13 protein-coding genes are annotated in these 23,643 nt (G+C 44.3%); all 13 read left to right on the top strand.

Annotated features, from left to right (window positions below; genetic code table 11):
* Window positions 1–38 precede the first annotated feature (38 nt).
* The 13 genes from D7322_RS01160 to D7322_RS01100 are packed head-to-tail and all read left to right on the top strand — an operon-like array spanning window position 39 to window position 23,620.
* Entirely contained in the window at window positions 39–1,667 is a 1,629-nt protein-coding gene (locus D7322_RS01160) for a polysaccharide lyase (protein ID WP_121120643.1), read from the top strand.
* Between the two features lie 9 nt (window positions 1,668–1,676).
* Window positions 1,677–4,787 (top strand): DUF6298 domain-containing protein, encoded by a 3,111-nt coding sequence (locus tag D7322_RS01155; RefSeq protein ID WP_183078574.1) that lies wholly within the window; start codon window positions 1,677–1,679, stop codon window positions 4,785–4,787.
* A gap of 4 nt (window positions 4,788–4,791) precedes the next feature.
* On the top strand, window positions 4,792–6,192 hold the full coding sequence (locus D7322_RS01150) for a glycoside hydrolase family 140 protein (protein WP_121120642.1): 1,401 nt from the start codon (window positions 4,792–4,794) through the stop codon (window positions 6,190–6,192).
* Complete coding sequence (locus tag D7322_RS01145) at window positions 6,192–7,121, top strand: glycoside hydrolase family 43 protein (RefSeq protein WP_121120641.1); 930 nt, start codon at window positions 6,192–6,194, stop codon at window positions 7,119–7,121. Before D7322_RS01150 ends, D7322_RS01145 begins: the two co-directional genes overlap by 1 nt.
* A gap of 1 nt (window position 7,122) precedes the next feature.
* A complete protein-coding gene (locus D7322_RS01140) occupies window positions 7,123–8,955 on the top strand; it encodes an exo-alpha-sialidase (protein ID WP_121120640.1) in 1,833 nt (610 codons plus the stop codon).
* Window positions 8,956–10,389 (top strand): sialate O-acetylesterase, encoded by a 1,434-nt coding sequence (locus D7322_RS01135; RefSeq protein ID WP_121120639.1) that lies wholly within the window; start codon window positions 8,956–8,958, stop codon window positions 10,387–10,389. It begins immediately after the preceding gene.
* Window positions 10,390–10,401: 12 nt separating this feature from the next.
* On the top strand, window positions 10,402–13,179 hold the full coding sequence (locus D7322_RS01130) for a glycoside hydrolase family 2 protein (protein ID WP_121120638.1): 2,778 nt from the start codon (window positions 10,402–10,404) through the stop codon (window positions 13,177–13,179).
* Window positions 13,179–15,920 (top strand): alpha-L-rhamnosidase, encoded by a 2,742-nt coding sequence (locus D7322_RS01125; protein WP_121120637.1) that lies wholly within the window; start codon window positions 13,179–13,181, stop codon window positions 15,918–15,920. The genes D7322_RS01130 and D7322_RS01125 overlap by 1 nt, the downstream gene beginning before the upstream one ends.
* A 40-nt stretch (window positions 15,921–15,960) precedes the next feature.
* Window positions 15,961–17,109 carry a sialidase family protein gene (locus D7322_RS01120; protein ID WP_121121228.1) on the top strand — a complete coding sequence of 383 codons (1,149 nt, stop codon included), beginning with the start codon at window positions 15,961–15,963 and terminating at the stop codon, window positions 17,107–17,109.
* Window positions 17,084–18,502: a glucuronyl esterase domain-containing protein gene (locus D7322_RS01115; protein ID WP_245971220.1), complete on the top strand. Its 1,419-nt coding sequence runs from the start codon at window positions 17,084–17,086 to the stop codon at window positions 18,500–18,502. The genes D7322_RS01120 and D7322_RS01115 overlap by 26 nt, the downstream gene beginning before the upstream one ends.
* Window positions 18,499–19,380 carry a sugar phosphate isomerase/epimerase family protein gene (locus D7322_RS01110; protein WP_121120636.1) on the top strand — a complete coding sequence of 294 codons (882 nt, stop codon included), beginning with the start codon at window positions 18,499–18,501 and terminating at the stop codon, window positions 19,378–19,380. The genes D7322_RS01115 and D7322_RS01110 overlap by 4 nt, the downstream gene beginning before the upstream one ends.
* Complete coding sequence (locus D7322_RS01105) at window positions 19,377–20,840, top strand: glycoside hydrolase family 28 protein (protein ID WP_121120635.1); 1,464 nt, start codon at window positions 19,377–19,379, stop codon at window positions 20,838–20,840. The genes D7322_RS01110 and D7322_RS01105 overlap by 4 nt, the downstream gene beginning before the upstream one ends.
* 41 nt (window positions 20,841–20,881) lie before the next feature.
* Window positions 20,882–23,620: a family 78 glycoside hydrolase catalytic domain gene (locus D7322_RS01100; protein WP_121120634.1), complete on the top strand. Its 2,739-nt coding sequence runs from the start codon at window positions 20,882–20,884 to the stop codon at window positions 23,618–23,620.
* Window positions 23,621–23,643 lie beyond the last annotated feature (23 nt).

The following is a 23,643-nucleotide window of genomic DNA, read 5'->3' as shown; positions in this document are numbered from 1 at the left end:
AATAACTGAGCTTGCGGGCTTAGGTTAACCATTTACATATGAAATCATTATTTAATCGGAATACCGTGTTACTATTGGGCCTAATAAGCCCAATAGCTACATTGGCGCAATATCCAGTTATTCCAGATTCGCTAAAGAAAATGGCTGCTGAGCGGGAAAATGAGGAAAATATACGTTTAGAGAAAGTTTGGGCGGAAGCACAGCAAGTTATTAAGAAAGAAGGTAAACCCTATATTCCTTGGGCTGCTAAACCTGAAGATCTACCGCAGTCAAAAATAAAAGCTTTCCCCGGTGCTGAAGGCGGCGGTGCTTTTACTGCTGGAGGGCGAGGCGGAAAAGTTTTTGTGGTCACAAGTTTAGCTGATAGCGGTCCAGGTACACTGAGAGAGGCCTGTGAGGCCGGTGGCGCACGCATTGTCGTATTTAATGTTGCCGGAATTATTCAACTCGAGAAACCGATTGTCGTTAAGGCTCCCTATATCACGATTGCTGGACAAACAGCCCCTGGCGATGGGGTATGTGTGGCCGGAGAATCTTTTCTAATTGATACGCATGATGTTATCCTGCGGTTTTTGCGTTTACGTCGTGGGCAAACCGATGTAACACGCCGTGACGATGCTGTAGGAGGAAATGTAGTCGGCAATATTATGATTGACCATGTATCTGCAAGCTGGGGCTTGGATGAAAATATGTCGATCTATCGGCATGTATACGACCGGGAAGGTAAGAACCTCAAATTACCTACCGTCAATATTACGATACAAAATTCTATTTTTTCTGAAGCATTGGATGCGTACAACCACGCTTTTGGAAGTACAATAGGCGGCTTGAATAGCACCTTTATGCGTAATCTCTGGGCCTCAAATATCAGCCGGAATCCTTCCATAGGAATGTATGGCGATTTCGGGTTTGTCAATAATGTTATTTGGAATTGGTGGAATAGAAGTGCTGATGGTGGTGATAATAGGTCGTTATTTAATTTTATCAATAATTACTATAAACCTGGCCCCATTACACCAAAAGATAAGCCGATTGCATACCGGATTTTAAAACCAGAGTCTGGAAGAGATAAGGCGTTTAAAGATCAGTATGGGAAGGTGTATGCGCATGGAAATGTAGTAGAGGGTTTCTCAAAAGTAACTAAAGACAATTGGGCTGGAGGTATCCAGATTGAAGATCTACCGAATGTTGGCGGCCGCGAAAAAGAAATTCGGGTGGATAAACCTTTTCCAATGGCACCCGTTACAACACTATCCGCACAAGATGCTTACAACTATGTACTTAAAAATGTAGGCGCATTTTTGCCAAAGCAAGATGCAGTGGATACACGGATTATAAAGCAAGTTGCTGAGAATAAGGTTTACTACAATCAAGATAAGACGCAGCATGGATTTGTATCGGCTTATGTGAAACGACGTTTGCCAGCGGATTCTTACAAGCAGGGGATTATATCTGATATCGCACAGGTAGGTGGCTATCCGGCTTATCAGGGAGTACCTTACCAGGACGCAGACAATGATGGTATTCCGGATGATGTAGAGAAAAAGATGGGATTGAATCCAAATGATCCAAGTGATTCAAGAAAAATAGCTAAAAATGGCTATGCCAATATTGAGAATTATTTAAATGGGGTTGTTGCACTAGATGCAGTCGTGCCCAAAAAGTAAGAAATAACCATGAGAAAAAGAATGCTGTTCTTTTCTTGTCTCGGACTATATGCCTTTATCTGTACTGCACATGCACAACAAATGAAGGCATATACTCCTTTGGTATGGGATGAGTCAAAGTTCGTTTACCATGCAGATTCGCTTGGAAACCAAATTCCTGACTTTTCCTATGCAGGATACAAAGGGGGGAACGAAGCTATTCCTACAGCGCAGATTGCTGTTGTCGTTCCTGTAAAAACAGGAGATGCGACACAACGTATACAAGCTGCAATCGACTATGTCGCATCCTTGCCTTTAGGTAAAGATGGGCTGCGCGGTGCAGTTCTCTTACAAGCCGGAACTTATGCTGTTTCCGGTTCCCTTAAATTAAGTGCCTCAGGTGTAATTCTGCGTGGCAGCGGCTTCACAAAAAATGGAACCGCCATCGTTGGTGAGGGGACAACAAGAGAAACACTCATCCGTATTCTTGGAAAAGACGATATCACATTTGCGAAAAAGACAAACGTAACAAGTTCTTATGTCCCTGTCAACGCGCGGGTATTGGATATTGATCATGCAGCTTCCTATAAAGCTGGAGATAAAATTAGGATTACAAGACCTTCTACCCAAGACTGGATTAATCAGCTTGGTACCGATCATTTTGGTGGTGGCATTACCTCCTTAGGCTGGAAGCCCGGGCAACGCGATGTTACCTGGGATAGAACGATTGTTGCTGTGAAAGGTAATCGTATCGAGATCGATGCGCCAATTACAACAGCATTGGATAGACGTTATGGCCAAGCTACAGTTGAACAATATACTTGGAAAGGAAGAATCGAAAATGTAGGTATAGAAAACATTGCACTTAGATCTTCCTTCGATGCGAATAACCCAAAAGACGAAGACCATCGCTGGATGGCAATTACGATTGAAAATGCAGAAAACGTTTGGGTTCGTCGCATGGAGTTCCGGCATTTTGCAGGATCAGCTGTTTACGCTTTGGCAAGCACGAAGAAATTAACCGTTGAAGATTGTATTTCCCGGGATCCGGTTTCGGAAATTGGTGGGCAAAGAAGATATACTTTTTTTACAAAGGGTCAGCAGACTTTGTTTCAACGGCTCTATTCCGAACATGGATATCACGATTTCGCGGTAGGCTACCTGGCAGCAGGCCCAAATGCTTTTGTCCAATGTCAAGCAGTAGAGCCTTTCAGTTTCAGTGGTGGAATAGACAGCTGGGCGTCGGGAGTTCTTTTTGACAATGCAGATATAGATGCGCAGGCACTAAGTTATAAAAACCGAGGTCAAGATGGTCAAGGCGCGGGCTGGTCAGCGGCAAATAGCGTATTTTGGCAATCTACAGCGGGGCTTGTTGAGTGTTACCAACCGCCAACGGCGCAGAACTGGGCCTTTGGCATTTGGTCCCAGTTTCAGGGAAACGGCTATTGGGAGCAATCTAACGAATACATCAAGCCCAAAAGCTTGTATTATGCGCAGCTACGGGAAAGAATTGGCCTAGCTGCTGATGAACGCGCAGTACTGTTGCCAGTGCTGACCGAAGCATCCAGTAGCCCTCCTGTCAGTGTTGCCATGGAGCTGACACGTCAGTCTGAAAACCCCATGGCAAAACTGGTTGACTTTATTGTAGAAGCCGGTAATCGTTATTCCTTAAATACGACAGCAAATGTAAAAACCATCGATCAGATCGGCTATAAAGAGACTACCCCAGCAAAAAAACAAGCCGATATGCGTGTCGAAAACGGTTGGTTGGTACGTGGTGATGAAATACTCGTAGGGACCAAATCGGATGTTCCCTGGTGGAGTGGTAGCGCTCGACCGCATGGTGCTGAAAAAGCTAAACCACATATCACGCGCTATGTGCCTGGAGAGGTTGGCGCGGGGTTGACGGACGATCTTGAGGAGATGACGGATTCATTAAAAAAAGATAATATTATCGCTATTGATCATAATTACGGACTTTGGTACGATCGGAGACGTGATGATCACGAACGTATTCGTCGGATCAATGGGGAAGTGTGGCCGCCGTTTTATGAACTGCCCTTTGCGCGTAGTGGCCAAGGGCTAGCCTATGACGGCCTATCTAAGTATGATTTGACCAAGTATAACAAATTTTATTGGGAACGCCTGAAACAATATGCAGATCTAGCCGACCAAAAAGGTTTAGTCTTGATTCACCAAAATTATTTCCAGCATAATATTATCGAAGCCGGTGCGCATTATGCGGACTTTCCATGGCGGACCGCCAATAATATTAACAATGTGGGATTTCCAGAGCCTGTTCCTTATGCCGGAAACAAACGTATTTTCATGGCCGAGCAGTTCTATGATATCAGTAATCCTGTTCGTCGGGCATTACACCGCGCATACATCCGTCAATGTTTAGATAACTTTAAAGACAACTCAGGAGTTATTCAGATGATCAGTGCCGAATATACTGGACCGTTGCATTTCGTTCAGTTTTGGATCGATGTGATCAAAGAATGGAAGGCTGAGACGGGCAAAAATCCAATTATTGGTTTGAGTGCAACGAAAGATGTGCAGGATGCAATACTCGCCGATTCAGAGCGGTCCAAAGAAATTCAGATCATTGACATCCGCTACTGGCACTACCAAGCCGATGGAAAGACCTATGCACCTCAAGGGGGACAAAATCTGGCACCACGTCAGCATGCACGATTGTTGAAGCCAAAGAAAACATCGATGGAGGCCGTTTATAAAGCAGTATCCGAGTACCGTACAAGATATCCAGATAAAGCAGTGTTATACTTTGCGGACAACTACCCAACGATGGCCTGGGCCTCGTTTATGGCCGGCGGTTCTATGGCCAACTTACCTAAAATAGGGAACAATGATTTCTACCGTGCGGCATCGACTATGAAAGCTGTACAAATCAACAAAGGTACGTGGCTATTAAAGAGCGCACAAGGATTGATTATTTATAGCGAGCAAGCTATAGGTGAAGACATTGACTTATCTGATTATAAAGGACGTTTTGAAATGACACATATTAATCCGAAAAACGGAGCGATTACCAAAATCGAGCAGATCAATTTGGGCAAGCACATTAATTTAAGCAATTATACAAAAGGGCCAGAAATTATTTGGCTAAATAAGAAATAACAACATGTCTATTCGTAAGAAACTTATACTATTTACAGTCGTAGGAGCGCTTTTTTCATGTGCGTCCAATAAGGAGTCAAAGCATACTACATTATTGAAGATATCGGAAAATGGCAGATATATGATGACCAAAGACGGACAACCCTTTTTTTGGTTGGGTGATACAGGTTGGTTATTGTTTAATAAACTCAACCGATCCGAAGCTGATCAATACCTGGAAGATCGAAAACAAAAAGGTTTCAATGTCATCCAGGCCATGGTCCTGCATACGGTTCCTTCGGTAAATAGTTATGGTGATTCTTCGCTTGTCAACAAAGATATTTCGAGACCGCTGGTGACCGAAGGGAACAATCCGGATAATGCAACAGCGTATGATTATTGGGATCATGTCGATTACATTATTGATAAGGCAGCTGAAAAAGGACTCTACGTTGCTTTGGTCCCGGTTTGGGGATCACCGGTGAAGGATGGAAAAGTGTCAGTTGAGCAAGCAGAAAAATATGCCACGTTTCTTGCGGAAAGGTGGAAAGACCGTCCGAATATCATTTGGTTGAATGGGGGTGATATCAAGGGATCCGATAAGATGGAAGTGTGGGAGAAAATCGGCCAAACAATAAAATCCATCGATCATAACCATTTAATGACTTTTCATCCTAGAGGACGAACGGCTTCTTCGGATTGGTTCCACGATAGACCTTGGCTAGATTTCAACATGGTACAATCGGGACACCGTACTTATGCTCAGGACACTTCCGCGAATGAACAGAAACATTATGGTGAGGATAACTGGAAGTTTATGGCAGCCGACTGGGATATGAAGCCCTTCAAGCCAACGATAGACGGCGAACCCTCTTATGAAGACATCCCACAGGGATTACACGACATTACTCAGCCACGCTGGAGCGATGCCGACGTAAGACGATACGGATACTGGTCTGTATTTGCTGGGGCATTTGGGTATACCTACGGACAGAACTCGGTCATGCAGATGCATGGAAAGCAAGACTCCACTTCGGCCTATGGTTCGGATGAAGTATGGAGTTCGGCTATCAATGCACCTGGTGCTGCTCAGATGAAGTACTTAAAAGAACTTATGCTTTCCAAAGACAATTACTTTGATCGTGTTCCAGATCAGTCTTTAATTGCGGATAATGGCGAGAAATACAATCGTTTACTCGCAACAAGAACATCGGAATATGCATTTATCTACAATTACAATGGTAGGGAAATGAAAATTAATATGGGAAAAATCAACGGGTACAAAGTAAAAGCTTCCTGGTTTGACCCTCGGAATGGATCGACCAAGGTAATCGGGGAATTTGAAAACAAGGGTATACAAACTTTTGTGCCTGAGGGAGGACAAAAGGACGGAAACGACTGGGTATTGATCTTAGATAGCATTTAATGAGGAATTTGGTCAAATTGTTTATTTTATTTAGTGTGGTATCGCTCTTGGCTTCCTGTCAGCGGGATGTTTACCTATTTACCTCGTTCCACGAACCGGCCAATGAAGGTTTGCGCTATCTGTATAGCAAAGATGGATACCATTGGAATGCGATTAACGGGGTGTATTTAAAGCCGGAATTAGGAAAACAGAAAATCATGCGCGATCCGTCGATGATCCGGGATAAAAAAGGAATTTATCATCTGGTATGGACTATTGGCTGGCAGGGAAATGAGGGCATTGGTTATGCCCGTTCGAAAGACCTGATCCATTGGGAAAATCAACAGATCGTTCCAGTGATGCAACAAGAAGCAAATACCGTCAATGTCTGGGCGCCTGAGTTATTTTATGATGATGTAGAAGACCGATTTATTATTATTTGGGCCTCCACCATTCCTTACCGCTTTGCGAAAGGTGTGGAAGAGGAGAAAAACAATCACCGCATGTACTATACGACAACCAAGGATTTTAAATCCTTTACAGAGACGAAATTATTTAGCGATCCGGGCTTTAGTATCATTGATGCGGTCATTGTCAAGAAGGCGGAAAATGATTATGTGCTTGTATTAAAGGATAATACGCGGCCCAACCGGAATCTAAAGGTGGCCTTTGCGAAAAATCCGTTGGGGCCATTTAAGCAGATCTCTGAGCCTTTCTCCCCGTATTTAAGTGAGGGACCTGCGGTGCTTAAAGTCAAGGATCAGTGGTTGATCTATTTCGACTCTTATGGCACTAAAAGCTATGAGGCTGTGTCCACCAAAGATTTCAAGGTCTTCGAAAAAATCAACGACATGATTTCCCTGCCAGAAGGGCATAAACATGGAACGATCTTCAAAGCGTCCAATAAAGATTTAAAAAATTTGCTTCGGGAGGAAGCCAAAAAGAAATAATATGATGATCAAATCAGTATTAGTCAGTCTATCGTTGGCTGCTGTCGTGCAACAGGTGGTAGCACAGCAAGATACGGTAAGGTATATAGGAAAGACATTATCCAATGTAGACTATCACCACGGGCAGCTTACACCTGCTGTGGGTACGCACAATATCCAGGTGTTTCGAGCAAATAGGGAATTCCCTGAATTAGCAGGCGGACACAACTTTACGTATAACCACCAACCTTTTTTGGCGTATTGGAACAATACTTATTATTTACAGTTTCTGAGCAATCCCGTGGGCGAGCATATCGCGGAAGGAAAAACATTGTTGCTGACGTCAAAAGATGGCCGCAATTGGTCTAATCCAACGGATTTATTCCCGACTTATCTGGTTCCGGAAGGTTTTACCAAGCCGGGACGTACCGATAAAGCCGGAAAAAACCTGTATGCGATCATGCACCAACGTATGGGTTTTTATCATGCAAAGAATGATAAACTGTTGACGCTTGCTTATTACGGTGTCGCACTGGATGCCAAGGACGATCCAAATGATGGGAATGGTCTTGGACGTGTCGTCCGGGAGATCCACAAAGATGGTAGCTTTGGGCCAATCTATTTTATTCACTTCAATGCCTCTTTCGACGAGAAGGGTGCCAAATATCCTTTTTATAAAAAGAGCCAGGATAAGGCCTTTGTACAAGCTTGTGACGAGTTGCTAGGCACGCCGCTAATGATGCAACAATGGGTAGAGGAGTCCGACCGAAACGATCCGTTAATTCCTTTGCAACGTCCGGTAAAAGCGTTTTCCTTTTATCATCTCAATGATGGAAGGGTCGTCGGTTTATGGAAGCATGCGTTGACATCGATGAGCAAGGACAATGGAAAGACCTGGCAATATTCACCGTTGCGCGCGCCGGGTTTCGTGAACAGCAATGCAAAGATCTGGGGGCAAAAGACCGCTGATGGACGTTATGCAACGGTGTATAATCCTTCCGAATTCAGATGGCCTTTGGCCGTATCAACCAGTAATGATGGCTTGAATTACACTGATTTGTTATTGGTCAACGGAGAGATCACCACGATGCGTTATGGCGGTAACTATAAGTCTTATGGACCGCAATATGTCCGTGGTATTGTCGAAGGCAATGGCGTGGCTCCCGATAACAACATGTGGTTGACCTACAGCATGAATAAAGAAGATATTTGGACTGCTGTTGTACCCGTTCCGATCAAGTCTACCGTAGATGAGGCCGTGAATGATAATTTCGCGAAAAATGCAGGACAAGCCTATAACAACTGGAACATTTATAGTCCATTGTGGGCAAGTGCCAAGGTTGAAGGAAAAGCGTTGGTTTTGCGTGATAAAGATCCTTTCGACTATGCGAAGGCAGATCGTGTGATTCAATCGGCGCAAAAAGGCACCATTGAATTTACCGTAACGCCACAACAAAATGATCACGGCTCTTTACAGATTGAGTTAGTGAATAATAGGGGGGTAGCAGCCGCGAGAATTATCATGGATAAAGATGGCATTATAAAAAATAAAGCCGGGTACCGAAATGCTTCGTTGACGAAATATGAGGAGGGAAAAACTTATCACTTTGCATTGACTTTCGATGTGAGCACCCGCTCTTATCAAGTTGCCATTAACGGAGAGGATAAAGGGACAAAGTTATTTTTCCAACCGGTAAGTAATGTGAGCAAAGTGTCGTTCCGTACGGGCGATGTCAGAAGGTTTCCCAATGCGGATACGGAAACAGATCAGGACTTTGATGTCGAAAATGCGGGAGCTTCGGTAAAAGAAGCCATTTATCAGATTACTTCGCTGAAAGCGGAAAAAGTAAAATAAATGAGAGGGTTTATTGTACATATTGTTTTATTGGCGGCCAGTTTTTCGGCAAAGGCGAATGTTATATTGCCCAATATTTTTGCCAATCACATGGTTTTGCAACGCAACCAGCCAGTCGCCATTTTTGGTTCAGCGAGCCCTGGCGAGCAGGTAAGCGTAGCTTTTCAAAACCAGTTGAAGAGGACAGAAGCCGATCAAAATGGTCGTTGGAAAGTTGAACTAAAAGCCATGCCGGCTAATGCGGTTGGACAGACGTTGACCATCAGGGGAAACAATACGATCGAACTTAAAGATGTTTTGGTCGGTGAAGTATGGTTGTGCTCGGGCCAATCGAATATGGAATACCAAATGCGTAAAATTGAGAAGGTAAAAACTCCGTTGAGAGGTACCTATTTCCCTAAAAACGAAGTTTCCGAAGCAAACAATCCCAATATCCGATTATTTTTAGTACGCCGAAAATTTCTGGCCAAACCGGATGGCCAATATCAGGGCTGGGCTGTAGCACGGGATTCGGCACTGCGTCAATTTTCTGCACCGGCCTATTTCTTCGGGAAAACGCTACAGCAAGAATTAGGTGTTCCTGTAGGCATTATTTCATCAGCTGTGAGCGGCAGCAGAATCGAGCCCTGGTTCTCCGAAGAATATTGGGCAAGTTCACCTTATCTGAAAGATAAAAAGAAAGAAGGCGATCCCGGTAAATTCTTTCATACGATGATTGCACCATTAGCGCCTTATACCTTAAAAGGATTTGTTTGGTACCAAGGTGAATCCAATACCTTTTTAAAAGAGAATATTAGTTATAGTTATAAAATGAAGGCGCTGATCGAAAATTGGCGGACTCTTTGGGAGAACCCCAAATTACCGTTTTATTTTACCGAGATCGCACCTTTTTATTATTCTCTGGACGAAAAAGGTCATGTACGTATGCCGAGAACGGTGTTGCCAGAATTTCGGGAAGCCCAAGATCTGGTTTTACAATTGCCGCATACAGCACGTATCATTACGACGGATTTGGTCGATGATCCACACGATCTCCATCCAAGTTATAAATGGGAAATTGGTCGTCGTCATGCCCTTAAGGCTTTAAAATATGTCTATCATAAAAATATTGTAGCCGATAGTCCTGAACTAGAGGCCGTAAAATATCAAGGCAAACAAGCAAGGGTAAAATTGAAACATGCTGCCGGATTAAAGTCCGTAGACGGTAAGCCCTTAACATCATTTGAAGTTGCGGGTGAGGATGGCATCTTTTATCCAGCACAGGCTGCTATCAACGGACAGACAGTCGTACTTGAAAGTGACCAGGTACAACAGGTCCGTCAGATCCGGTTCGGATGGGACGAAGCTGCCCAGCCCAACCTGGTGAATACCGCTGACCTGCCGGCCGCACCTTTTAGAACAAATAATCCATTACAACATATTAAATTGAAATAGTCTTTAGCGATCATGAACTTGAAAACAAAAATAGCGTTATCCTTACTTTTTTTGGGGACTATGGGATTGCAGGTATCTGCCCAAAAAACAGCGAGCCAGTACCTCTCTGGAACAGGAAAGGATGATGGTGTATTATGGGATTTTTATGTGAGCGAAGGCATGAATGCCGGGAAATGGACGAAAATACCAGTTCCCTCCAACTGGGAACAACAAGGCTTCGGGAAATATAATTACGGGTTCAATAAAGAGGCTGATAAAGGGAAAGAGGTCGGTCACTATAAATATAGCTTTCAAGTATCCGATGCCTGGAAAGATAAGCAGGTGCGTATTGTTTTTGAAGGATCTATGACTGATACCGAAGTCAAGATCAATGGTAAGCTGGCCGGCGCCATCCATCAGGGATCATATTATGTTTTCAAATACGATATTACGAAACTATTGAAGTTTGGCGAAGAAAATCTATTGGAAGTCAATGTCGCTAAACATTCGGCAAACAAGTCGGTGAATGCGGCGGAACGGGAAGGTGACTTCTGGATTTTCGGTGGGATTTTTAGACCGGTCTATTTAGAGGCCCTGCCCCAGCATCATATTGAACGTGTTTCGTTGGACGCAAAGGCTGACGGAACATTCCTAGCCAAAATAAAGACGGTGGGAGAAGCCGATGAAATTACCGTTCAACTATTTGACGCCAAAGGAAGGAAATTTGGAAAACAGCTGAAAAAAAAGTTGTCAGACAAAAATAACTGGCTCGAGGGACAATTTTCAGCGCCGCAATTATGGTCTGCCGAATTTCCAAACTTATATACAGCACAATTTACCTTGTCGAAAAATGGTAAGGTAGAGCATCAGTTGGAGCAAAAATTTGGTTTTCGAACCATAGAAGTGAAAGAACGTGATGGCGTTTACGTTAATGGCGCAAAGGTTCGATTCAAAGGTGTCAATCGACATGCGTTCGTCCCGGAATCGGGGCGGACGACGAGTAAAGAAGTTAGTATTGCCGATGTCAAGCTCATGAAGGAAATGAATATGAATGCTGTTCGGATGGCCCATTATCCGCCAGACAATCATTTTTTGGCTGTTTGTGATTCATTGGGCTTATATGTCATGAACGAGTTAGCGGGTTGGCACGGACATTACGATAAGGAAGTCGGTACCAAATTATTGCGGGAGATGATGGCGGTATCCGAAAATAATCCGTCCGTTGTTTTCTGGGCAAATGGCAATGAAGGTGGGCATAATCCGGATTTCGATCCCATCTTCGCAGAGGAGGATGTTCAAAAACGTGCCGTGATTTATCCTTGGGCCGTACATAATGGTTTTGAAACAACTCATTACCGGGAATATAATTATGGTATTGGTACCTATGATCATGGGCACAATATTATTATGCCGACTGAGTTTTTGCATGGCATGTACGATGGCGGGCATGGTGCCGGATTGGAGGATTATTGGAAAGCGATGCTTGCCAATCCCCTTGCTGCGGGCGGTTTTCTTTGGGATTTTCGTGATCAGGGCATCGTCAGGACGGATAAAGGTGGTATCATAGATACTGACGGAAATCGTGGCCCAGATGGTATTATTGGTCCACACGGCGAAAAGGAAGGAAGCTTCTTTACCATTAAAGAAGTATGGAGTCCTATCTTCTTTGAAAAACGAGAAATGACCAAAGGATTTGACGGTGCATTCCATATTGAAAATAGATATTCTTTTACCAATATTAATCAGTGTTCATTTTCTTACGAACTCAAAAAGTTAGGCGGTTATGATGAAGTAAAAGCAACAAAAAGCGGAACGATTGTCGCACCCAATATCCGCCCTGGTGAGAAAGGGATCTTAAAAGTTGATTTCCCTGCAGGTTGGGAGGACTTCGATGTTTTATATATTACTGCAAAAGATGTGCATCAACAGGAACTTTTTACCTGGAGTTTTCCAATTACATTGCCGAATCAGGTGGCAGGTAGTCTCCTGAAACCAAATGGAACAGGGGAGATTGTAGTACAGGAGACCCCGAATACGTATCTGGTAAAAGCAAATGGCATTAGCTATCAGGTCAATAAGACGAGCGGGTTGCTCGAGCAGGTGCAAAATGCAAAAGGAATTATTCCTTTCAAAAACGGACCGGTTTTGCAGGAAGCGGCGACAAATTATAAGAATTTCAAATTGAGCCGTGAAGATGGAAAGGTGATTATCGCATCTACTTTTGATAAAAAAGATAGTTATAATACCTTGCGTTGGGAAATCCTTGCTTCGGGACAGTTGAAAATGCATGTCCAATATTTTCCTGAGAGTTATTTTACGCGCTTTGTCGGAGTGAATTTCGATTTTCCAGAAGATCAAATCGAAGGTGTTGAATATCGGGGAATGGGCCCTTATCGGGTTTGGAAAAACCGGATGAAAGGGAATCAGTTTGGCGTGTGGAAAAAGAAGTACAATAACACGGCAACGGGCGAATCGCCATTTGAATATCCCGAATTTAAAGGGTACCATGCCAATATGTACTGGACCAAATTTATCGGAAAAGATCAAAGTTTCCGCGTGTTTACCGATCGGGAGGATGTGTTTCTGCGTTTATATACGCCAAAAGAACAGCAAGATACCGAATGGAAAAACATGGAACCCACTTTCCCGAAAGGGGATATTTCTTTTATGAATGGTATTTCAGCCATCGGCACGAAAACACAAAAGCCAGAAACGACCGGGCCTATGGGCATGAAGCACGTTTACTACGATTTTGAGAAGGAACCGAGTCGGGCGCTGCATATGGTCCTCTATCTTGATTTTGAAAACTAATGAAAGCAGGAACTGTCATATCTATTGTATCGGTCTTCTTGTCGATCTTGTGGCATCAAGCTACAGCGCAGATCACTGTTGCAAACCTGCGGACTGAATTACGGTCGAATCCGATCGGTATAGATGTCATTGCTCCAAGACTGAGCTGGCAATTGCAGGGCAGTGAGCGGTCTATCCGACAAGAAGCCTATCAGATACTCGTCGCTTCCTCACAAGAAAAACTGGACCAGGATATCGGCGATTTTTGGGATTCTGGGAAACAGCTTTCGAATAATTCCACGCATGTTATTTATGCAGGAAGAGCGCTGCAGAGCCGTATGGAAGTGTTCTGGAAAGTAAAAGTATATACAAATAAAGGTGAGAGTAAATGGTCTGATGTTGCAAGCTGGACCATGGGACTACTCCATTACAAGGATTGGATAGGACGCTGGATTGGTTTTGATCGGTACTTCCCGTTAGACAATGAACAGACCGGGCAATTGGCTGCGCGTTATTTCAGAAAGGAATTTACAACAACCAAGCAGATTAAGCAGGCTACAGCCTATGTGATGGGCCTAGGACTTTATGAGTTATATATCGACGGCAAGAAGATAGGGGATCAAGTCCTGGCTCCAGTGCCTACGGATTATACCAAGAACATTAAGTATAATGTTTTGGATGTAACAAAATCACTTTCGCAGGGTAAACATGCGCTTGGTGTCATTTTGGGAAATGGCCGCTTTTATGCCATGCGTCAAGCAAAACCTTATAAAGTAAAAACCTTTGGATTCCCCAAATTGCAGATGCAGCTTATGTTGACCTATACGGATGGCTCAACGGAAGTCATTAAGACCGATGATTCGTGGAAAGGAACGACCGAAGGACCCATAACGGCAAATAACGAATATGACGGTGAGAATTATGATGCCAGAAAGGAGCTAACGGGCTGGGCAAATCCGGATTATGACGATAAAACATGGTTAAAGGCTGCTTTTGTGCAGGAGCCCGGTGGCAATTATGAAGCGCAGTCGGAAGGTATGAAGGTTATGCAAGATATTGCACCAGTTTCGATTGTCAAAAAGTCCGAAGGAAAATACATCCTTGATTTCGGACAGAATTTCTCGGGTTGGATAAAGATGACGGTGACTGGTACGCGTGGAACAGCGGTAACACTCCGTTTTGCAGAATCTTTGACGGAAGACGGCGAGTTATTTACAACCAATCTACGGGATGCCAAAGCAACGGATCATTATATATTAAAAGGTGGCGGAAAAGAAACCTGGGAGCCGCGGTTTACCTATCATGGATTTCGTTATGTGGAAGTAAGCGGTTATCCTGGGGTAGCTTCAAAAAGTAATTTTGTTGGTCGTTTTGTCTACGACGATATACCTGATGCGGGAACCTTTGTGTCTTCCAACACACTCATCAATCAGATCCATCAAAATGCATGGTGGGGGATTGCTTCAAACTACAAAGGTATACCGGTGGATTGTCCACAACGAAACGAGCGTCAGCCCTGGCTGGGTGATCGTCCGATAAGTGCCTACGGCGAGAATTTCCTCTTTGATAATGCTAATTTTTATAATAAATGGCTCGAAGATATTCGGCTGTCCCAAAAGGAGGATGGTGCGTTACCAGATGTTGCACCAGCTTTCTGGCGCTACTATAGTGATAATGTCAGCTGGCCAGGAACATACCTATTTATCGCCGATATGCTCTATCAACAGATCGGCGACCTGCGCATTTTGGAAAAACACTATCCGGCCATGAAAAAATGGATGGATTATATGCAGGCCCGTTATACAGGCCCGGGCGGTATCATTACCAAAGATAGTTATGGAGATTGGTGTTTCCCACCGATAACCATTGAAGCCGGAAGAGGAAAGATTGCGGATAAAAAATATCCAAGTACATTGATCGCAACATCTTATTACTATCATTTGCTGCAGACGATGGCCCGCTTTAGTGCCCTTATTGGCAACGAACGAGATCAAACTGACTTTTTGGACCGCGCAGCAAAGATGAAAGCAAATTTTAATACGGCATTCTATCATGATGCAGGTTATTATGGCAGTAATTCATTGACCGATAACCTACTACCAATGTCTTTGGGATTGGTAGAGGATGCGAATAGAGAAAAGCTCAGTAATCGGATCGTTGAGATTGTCGAAAAAGAAAATCGGGGGCATCTGAGTACAGGACTTATCGGAACACAATGGATTATGCGTACGCTAACCAAAATCGGTCGTGCAGATCTTGCCTATAAAATTGCCACAAATACGACCTATCCCTCTTGGGGTTATATGGTCGAAAATGGGGCAACAACAATTTGGGAGTTGTGGAATGGCAATACAGCCCACCCCAAAATGAATTCACAAAACCATGTGATGATGTTGGGCGACCTCTTGGTATGGCTCTATGAGGATCTGGCGGGCATCAAATCAAAGGAGCATGCTTTTCAGACTGTTGTGATGAAACCGCAGGTCGTAGCAGGGTTGGATCATGTGGATGCAAGCTATAAAAGTGTTTATGGAACCATTCAATCCAATTGGAGCAAAAGCAAATCGGCTTTTGAATGGAAGATTTCTATTCCGGCCAATACCAAAGCAGAGATCTATCTGCCCACAACGGTACTGTCATCTATCCTGGAAAGCAATCGAAAATTAAAAAACGATAAAGATATTCAAATCCTACGACAGGAAAAATCAGGCACTTGGTTCGCTATCGGATCTGGAGATTACCAATTCAAAATTAAACTATAAGCAGTATTTAGTATACATGTATAATATTAAAAATACATTTATGAAGATAAAGATTAAATTAGCAACAGCCCTATTTTTTTTATATTCCTTGTGTTCTTACGGGCAAAATCCGACGTTAAAAGAATGGCAAAAAGGAGTAAAAAAAGACGAATTTATTTATGATACGGCATCTTTCCCTTCCTGTCATTCCGCTACCATGGCAGAGACGGACCACGGTCTGGTATATGCCTTTTTTGGTGGAACGAAAGAACGTCATCCCGATGTTGAAATCTATGTGAGTAGATACGAAAATGGACACTGGACGGCTCCTGCGTCAGCCGCAGATGGTATACAACCGGATGGGAAGCGTTTGCCGACCTGGAACCCAGTTTTGTATCAAATACCCAACGGAGATCTCTTGTTATTCTATAAAATTGGGCCCAAACCATCGGAATGGTGGGGCATGCTCAAACGCTCCAAAGATGGCGGTAAGACCTGGTCTGCTGCTGAAAAGTTGCCTGAGGGCTTTATTGGACCGGTGAAAAATAAGCCTGTTCTTTTGCAAAATGGTACCTTGCTGAGTCCTTCCAGTACGGAAGGAAATGGCTGGAATGTACATTTTGAAGCGAGTTCGGATTTTGGTAAGACCTGGCGTAAAATAGGGCCGATTGCCCGTGGTGCGGATAATCTGGACGCCATACAACCGAGCATACTTGACCACGGAAATGGTCAGTTGCAAATATTAGCGCGCACACGCAACCGTGCGGTCGTAACATCTTGGTCTAAGGACTGGGGCGAACATTGGACTCCATTGGAAAAAACGACGCTCCCCAATAATAATTCGGGTACAGATGCCGTAACGCTAAAAGACGGACGGCATGTATTGGTGTATAACCACGTGCTTCCGGAAGGTAACTTAGCCAAAGGGGCGCGTACGCCATTGAATGTTGCTTTTTCCAAAGATGGCAAGCAGTGGCAGGCCGCACTTATTCTTGAGGATTCGCCAATCAGTCAGTATTCTTATCCCGCAGTGATTCAAACCAAAGATGGGCTATTGCATTTTGGCTACACCTGGCGTAGAAAGAAAATGAAACATGTCGTCGTAGATCCGAAGAAAGTGAAGTTAATCCCGATTGAGAATGGCATCTGGCCAACAAAACAAGGATATAAAAAACCAGACCCTAATGCATATGTTAAGGAAGAAGATTAAGTTCGTTTGTGCAGTCTGCTTGTTTTTTGTCTCGCTTGTTGTCAAGGGGCAGGACAGCTTACTCAATTATGAACATAAATTTAAGCAGCCCCTGGAAAAAGTGCTGGAAATGATGCAAGTACGGTATCAAGTCAAGATTAAATATGATCCACGCAATGTCAAAGACATTATGGTGGACTACGCACCCTGGAAGTTTAGGGCAGATCTTGTGGGCACAGAAATCAATTTGCTGTATCCCTTGGGTTTTAAACTGCAGGAGGAAGCCAAGCCCGATACCTATAAATTAAAATCATACGAATATAACCGCTGGAAACCACAGGAAGGCTGGGATTTTCTGAACCTATTGTCTAAAAAATATACGGATCAGGCAAGTTGGGAAAAGAGAAAATATCAATTGCGAGCTGCTGTTAGGCAAGCGATGTACTGGGATAAACTGAAAAGTATACCGGATCAACCCATTCGCTTGGGCAAGGTACGCCGCTATGCGGACTACCAAGTTCAGAATTTTGCCTTAGAAATTATACCAGGGGTCTATATCAATGGCAGTATCTATTCTCCGCTCAAACAGAAGAAAAATATCCCTGTCGTACTTTCTCCTGATGGTCATTGGCCGCAGCAGCGTTATCGTTCGGACGCGCAGAAGAGATTTATCACCTTAGCTCGACTGGGCTGTATGGCTGTAAGCTATGATCTATTTGCCTGGGGGGAGTCTTTATTGCAGTTCGCTGGTTCAGATCATCGCAGCAGTGAGGCGATGTTAATGCAGACCTGGGGCGCGGAGCGCATTTTAGACTATGTTATGAGCCTGCCACAAGTCGATCGAAGCAGGGTAGGCATTAGTGGTGGATCGGGTGGAGGTAGTCACAGTATTTTAATGGCCGCCTTGGACGATCGTTTTACTTTGGTCGCCCCTGTTGTGGCGATGTCATCCTACTTCTTTGGAGGTTGCCCCTGTGAAAGTGGACTACCCGTGCATTTTGTCTGTGGGGGGACCAATAATGTCGAACTGGCAGCGATGACAGCCCCCAAACCACAACTGATCATCTCCGATGGACAGGATTGGACGAAGGAGACCGCTATCAACGATTTTCCATACCTGCAACATATTTATGGTTATTATGGGCAGCAAAATCAGGTGCAACACGCACATTTTCCCGATGAAGGTCATGATTTTGGCTATAACAAAAGACAGGCACTCTACACATTCCTCCTGGATCATTTTCATTTAGATCAGGCTAACGCTGCCGATATCATCGCGGAGACCGGTATTCAGATCGAGCCGGAGGAGTTGTTATACAGTTTTGGAAAGGAGGGTGAAAACTTACCAAAGAACGCGATTCGCGGGATGGAACAATTGAAAGTAGTATTAAAATCATATCAGATTGAACTATGATGAACCGAAAAAAATTTATATGCGATACCCTGGCCTTGATTGGCGCAGCAGCCCTGCCTTCCGCTGTCTTTGCTGCACCTAAGCGACGCTACAATGTCGCTGTAATTGATCTGATGATCTTAAAGCGACAAAAACTAAGTGCATTTGACCTGGCAAAAGAAATAGGAGCGGATGGGTTGGAGGTAGATATGGGCGGACTGGGCAACCGGGTTACTTTTGACAGTAAGTTAGGCGATCCTGCGCAACGGAAGGCCTTTCTTGACAAAGCAAAGGAAACCGGAATAACGATCTGTTCGTTGGCCATGACTGGCTTTTATGCACAGTCTTTTGCCACACGGCCGACTTATCAGCAGATGGTAGGGGATTGTTTGGACACTTGTCAGAAAATGGGCGTTAAAGTGGCTTTTTTGCCTTTGGGCGTAACGTGCGATTTGGTTAAGTATCCTGAGTTGCGACCTGCTATCGTGGAGCGTCTTCGTGTGGTTGGCGAGATGGCAAAAAAGGCGGGTGTGGTGATCGGAATTGAAACAGCTTTGGACGCGAAAGGCGAAGTCGGTCTTTTAAAAGAAGTTGGTTCCAAACATATCCAAATCTATTTTAATTTTTCCAATCCGTTGAAAGAAGGACGTGATCTGATTCAGGAGCTGACTATTTTGGGGAAGAAGCGGATCTGTCAGATACATTGTACGGATGAGGACGGTGTCTGGCTCGAAAATAATAAACGACTAAATATGCCCCTGGTAAAACAAACCTTAGATCGTATGGGCTGGCGCGGTTGGCTCGTGATCGAGCGATCTCGCGATGCTAATCTATCACCACGTGCCGTCAAAGAAAATTTTGGTGCAAATACACGTTACGTAAAACAGGTGTTTCAATGAAATTAAACTGGATAATATCGCTTGTAGTGGTAGTAATGGGCATGCAGGGATGTCGAAGTATTCCGGTTGAAAAGCAGCTGGATAAGATCCTGTTGCGTGCTGATCAGGTAGGTGCTGGACAGATGCCCGCTGAGCCAGAGAAAGTGCGATCCCCTTTTATGGCATGGGATGTCCAACGGCCAACATTTCCGACGCGACAAGATACCGTATGGCCCGCTGAAAATATACAAACTAAGCTCGACCAGCTTGCGGCACAGGGGGGCGGTACGCTAGTATTGAAAGGACATCATCATACGGGACGGATTACGCTGAGATCCCATATTAATCTACAGCTGGATGCGGGCTCAGTACTAGAATTTGAAAGTGAAATTGAGGACTTTCTTCCCGTAGTGTTTACACGAAATGAAGGTGTAGAATTATATAGTTTGGGCGCGTGTATTTATGCCAATGGAGCCGAAAATATTGCTGTCACAGGATGGGGTAAGGTTATTGGCCCCGGTGATGGAAGTATTCGAAGCAAAACCATGACGCACGATGTCATTGAAAAGATTGTGGACAGTAATACGCCTGTTGAGCGGCGAATCTATGATGGAAAGACCGCAGATTTCATCTTTCCACCCGCACTCATTGCGCCTATTAACTGCAAAAAAGTTTGGATCGAAGGTGTATCACTGGAGCGTACGGTTTTTTGGAATATCGTTCCCACGTACTGTGAGGATGTCGTGATCCGTGGGGTACGTATACAGTCAATTGGTATACCACGGGGTGATGGGATAGATATTGAATCGTGCAACCGCGTGCTTGTGGAGTATTGCACCCTGAATACTGGCGACGATTGTATCGCCGTAAAAGCAGGACGTGGATATGATGGACTACGGGTGAACAGACCTTCTGAAAATATTGTAGTCCGCTATTGCTTTTCGGAAAAAGGTCATGGTGGATTTACGATCGGTAGCGAGACTGCGGGCATGGCCAAGCAGGTGTATGTCCATGATTGTGTGTTTGGAAAAACCAATGTTGGTATCCGTTTTAAAACTAGAAGGCCGCGGGGCGGCGGCGGATCTGCCATGCGTTTTGAACGTATTCGCATGCGGGATGTTGAGTCGGCATTGCGTTGGGATATGCTGGGACAGGCCCAGCACGTTGGAAACCAAGCCAACCGTGATTTCGAAGTTCAGAAGAACGCCCTGACACCACGTTTCTCAAATATCCAAATAAAGGATATATATATTGATGCAGCTAAAGATTGTATTAAGATCGAAGGTATTCCAGAATCAGTCTTGGATGATGTTAGAATTGATCGCGTCTTTGGCCGTGGGGACCGGTATCTGTCAGTTAAAGATGCTAAAAATATCAAAATTAAAAATAGTGTGTTTGTGTGTAAAGATACCAGTGTCTCAACAACCAATGTTTCGGGGCTGATACAGGATCGTGTCCGTGTAATGACAGAAGCGCCTTAATAGTTGGATATGAATACAACCGGGGAAAAAAGAAAAAAAGAATGAAAAATATTGGAAAGCAGGGAATCGTTTTAGGAAGCATTTTCCTGTTATTACTTGCTATACCCATGGTTGGTATGGCTAAGTTAGCGGTGACTCGTGTTTTAATCGAAGGACGCGAAAACCCATTGGGCACAAATACTTTAACACCCGCGTTTAGTTGGCAATTGAGCAGCGATAAATCTGATGTACGACAACAGGCTTATCGTATTGAAGTCAGTAAAAGCGCTCGTTTTGCAAAGCAGGACATGCTTTGGGATTCCCAATGGGTAGCGACAGAACAATCCCTAAATTTGTTATACCAGGGAACCCCTTTAGCTACAGGTACAAGTTATTACATACGTGTGCAGGTACGTGATAATAAAAAGGAGACAGCTACAAGCGCGGTACAACGTTTTCATACGGGATTGTTGAATGCAGAAGATTGGGGGAATGCACGATGGATTGCTAAAGATATATTGCCGGATTCGTTGATCAACCCACTACCTCTAAGTTCCAGCAAGCTCCGCCTGGATAAAAGTTATGAGCTTCCGGTTTTCAGGAAATCAGTTCATGTGAAAAAGAAGATCAGTTCTTCAATCGCTTATGTGGCAGGTCTGGGACATTACGAATTGCTCTTGAACGGCAAGCGGGTAGATGATGCAGTGCTACAGCCGGGCTGGACGAAATATGATAAAGAAGCCTATTATGTGGTTTACGATCTTACCCAAGCCTGGCAACAAGGTAAAAATACGATTGCTGCCCTATTAGGAAATGGATTTTATTATATTCCACCAATTAAAGGTCGATTCCAAAAACATAAAGTTGCTTTTGGTCTACCAAAACTCAAACTTAAGATTGTCAATACTTTTACGGACGGAACGCAGGAATTCATCGTGAGTGATGCAGGCTGGAAAACACACCGGTCACCAATTACTTTTTCCAGCATGTATGGAGGCGAGGACTACAATGCACAAATTTTGCCTGATCATTGGTCAGCTCCCAACTACGATGACAGGAGCTGGCAGCAAGCGGTCATAACGGATGGACCGCATCTACGGGCACAGGATATCGATCCGGTAAAAATTATGCAGCGCTTCGCACCTGTTAGATTTCAGCAAGCTGATGGGGGGAAACGGATCACCTATGATTTTGGACAGAATGCATCAGGTATTGTCACCATGCAAATGACCGGACAAGCGGGAGATACCGTACGGGTGTATCCGGCTGAATTGCTGACCGCGGATGGACGTCCTAGTCAAAAGCATTCGGGAAGCCCTTATTATTACCAATATATTTTTGCAAAAGATGAGACGGTGTCTTGGCAGCCACGTTTTACGTATTATGGATTTCGCTACGCCGAGGTTCAATTGCGTTCTGCAGGTGGCAAACCAATTCGAATCGATGCGATACAATTGGCCCATATTAGAAATAGCACGACACAGTTAGGAAGCTTTCAAAGCTCCGATACGCTATTTAATCAGATCCATAAATTGATCAATTGGGCTATTAAAAGTAATATGGTCAGTGTCTTTACCGATTGTCCGCACCGCGAAAAATTAGGATGGCTGGAGCAGTTACATTTAATGGGGCCGTCGGTACAATTTAACTTTGATGCTGAACGCCTGTTTGCCAAGTCGCTGCGGGATATGCGCCAATCTCAGACAAAGGATGGGTTGGTTCCTGAAATAGCGCCCGAATATGTGCAATTTGACTGGGGCGGAGATATGTTCAGGGATTCACCCGAGTGGGGAAGCAGCTCGATTATCCTGGCATGGTATGCCTACTGCTGGTATGGAAACAAGGCCTTTCTAACTGATAATTATGCCATGATGATCCGTTATATTGATTATTTGGGCACAAAGGCGAAGGATCATATTTTGACACAGGGTTTGGGTGACTGGTATGATTTGGGGCCTGAGCGTCCGGGTGTTTCCCAGCTGACTACTCCAGGAATCACGGCTACAGCAATTTATTACTACGACCTCAAACTGATGAAAGAGATTGCTACGCTGCTTGGAAAGAAAGAAGATGCTAACAAGTTTGAGAATTTACAGCAGGCCGTATTCGATGCGTTCAATCAGCAATTTTATCGGCCTCAGGAGCATAGCTATGGTTCCGGTAGTCAGACGGCGTTGGCTATGCCGCTCTACGTTGGTTTAGTACCCCAGGAGGCCGAACAGGCAGTCTTTAACAGATTAACAAAAACGGTCTGTCAAAACGATACGGCGTTGACCGCCGGAGATATCGGTCATCGTTATTTGTTACAGGTGTTGCAAGCCAACAAGCGTGATGATCTGATCTATGCCATGCATCACCGTGATGACAGGCCCGGATATGGTTATCAGCTGCGAAAAGGTGCCACGGCACTGACCGAGTCCTGGGCGGGCCTTCCAAACGTCTCCAATAATCATTTTATGCTCGGACACCTGATGGAATGGTTTCATACCGGTTTGGGTGGGATACAGCAAGATGCAGGATCGACTGCATTTAAACATTTTCGGATCGAGCCCAAATTGCTAAACGCACTGAAAGACTGTGAAATAAGTTTTAGAAGTCCATATGGGAAAATTTATTTTAACCGGGAGCAATCGAAAGGAAATTATCAACTGGAAATTCCTGTCAATAGCCAATGTACGTTGATTTTGCCTAAAGGAAGCTATTTGGTCAATGGAAAGCAGCTGGATCGCGATGCTGTGGTTTCTACCAAGGAGCAGGTGGAACTGAAATTGGGCTCGGGAAAATATACCATTACGAAGTAAAAGCAAGCAAGCTCCCCGTCGTT

The organism is Sphingobacterium puteale, from assembly GCF_003627955.1.
GTDB classification, from domain to species: Bacteria; Bacteroidota; Bacteroidia; order Sphingobacteriales; family Sphingobacteriaceae; genus Sphingobacterium; species Sphingobacterium puteale.
Note: the sequence above shows the minus strand (reverse complement) of the source record. Positions and strands in the feature narration are given on the sequence as shown.

Coding starts and splice junctions, on each gene's coding strand:
- D7322_RS01160 (WP_121120643.1), top strand. CDS start 39: ATGAAATCATTATTTAATCGGAATACCGTGTTACTATTGGGCCTAATA.
- D7322_RS01155 (WP_183078574.1), top strand. CDS start 1,677: ATGAGAAAAAGAATGCTGTTCTTTTCTTGTCTCGGACTATATGCCTTT.
- D7322_RS01150 (WP_121120642.1), top strand. CDS start 4,792: ATGTCTATTCGTAAGAAACTTATACTATTTACAGTCGTAGGAGCGCTT.
- D7322_RS01145 (WP_121120641.1), top strand. CDS start 6,192: ATGAGGAATTTGGTCAAATTGTTTATTTTATTTAGTGTGGTATCGCTC.
- D7322_RS01140 (WP_121120640.1), top strand. CDS start 7,123: ATGATGATCAAATCAGTATTAGTCAGTCTATCGTTGGCTGCTGTCGTG.
- D7322_RS01135 (WP_121120639.1), top strand. CDS start 8,956: ATGAGAGGGTTTATTGTACATATTGTTTTATTGGCGGCCAGTTTTTCG.
- D7322_RS01130 (WP_121120638.1), top strand. CDS start 10,402: ATGAACTTGAAAACAAAAATAGCGTTATCCTTACTTTTTTTGGGGACT.
- D7322_RS01125 (WP_121120637.1), top strand. CDS start 13,179: ATGAAAGCAGGAACTGTCATATCTATTGTATCGGTCTTCTTGTCGATC.
- D7322_RS01120 (WP_121121228.1), top strand. CDS start 15,961: ATGAAGATAAAGATTAAATTAGCAACAGCCCTATTTTTTTTATATTCC.
- D7322_RS01115 (WP_245971220.1), top strand. CDS start 17,084: ATGCATATGTTAAGGAAGAAGATTAAGTTCGTTTGTGCAGTCTGCTTG.
- D7322_RS01110 (WP_121120636.1), top strand. CDS start 18,499: ATGATGAACCGAAAAAAATTTATATGCGATACCCTGGCCTTGATTGGC.
- D7322_RS01105 (WP_121120635.1), top strand. CDS start 19,377: ATGAAATTAAACTGGATAATATCGCTTGTAGTGGTAGTAATGGGCATG.
- D7322_RS01100 (WP_121120634.1), top strand. CDS start 20,882: ATGAAAAATATTGGAAAGCAGGGAATCGTTTTAGGAAGCATTTTCCTG.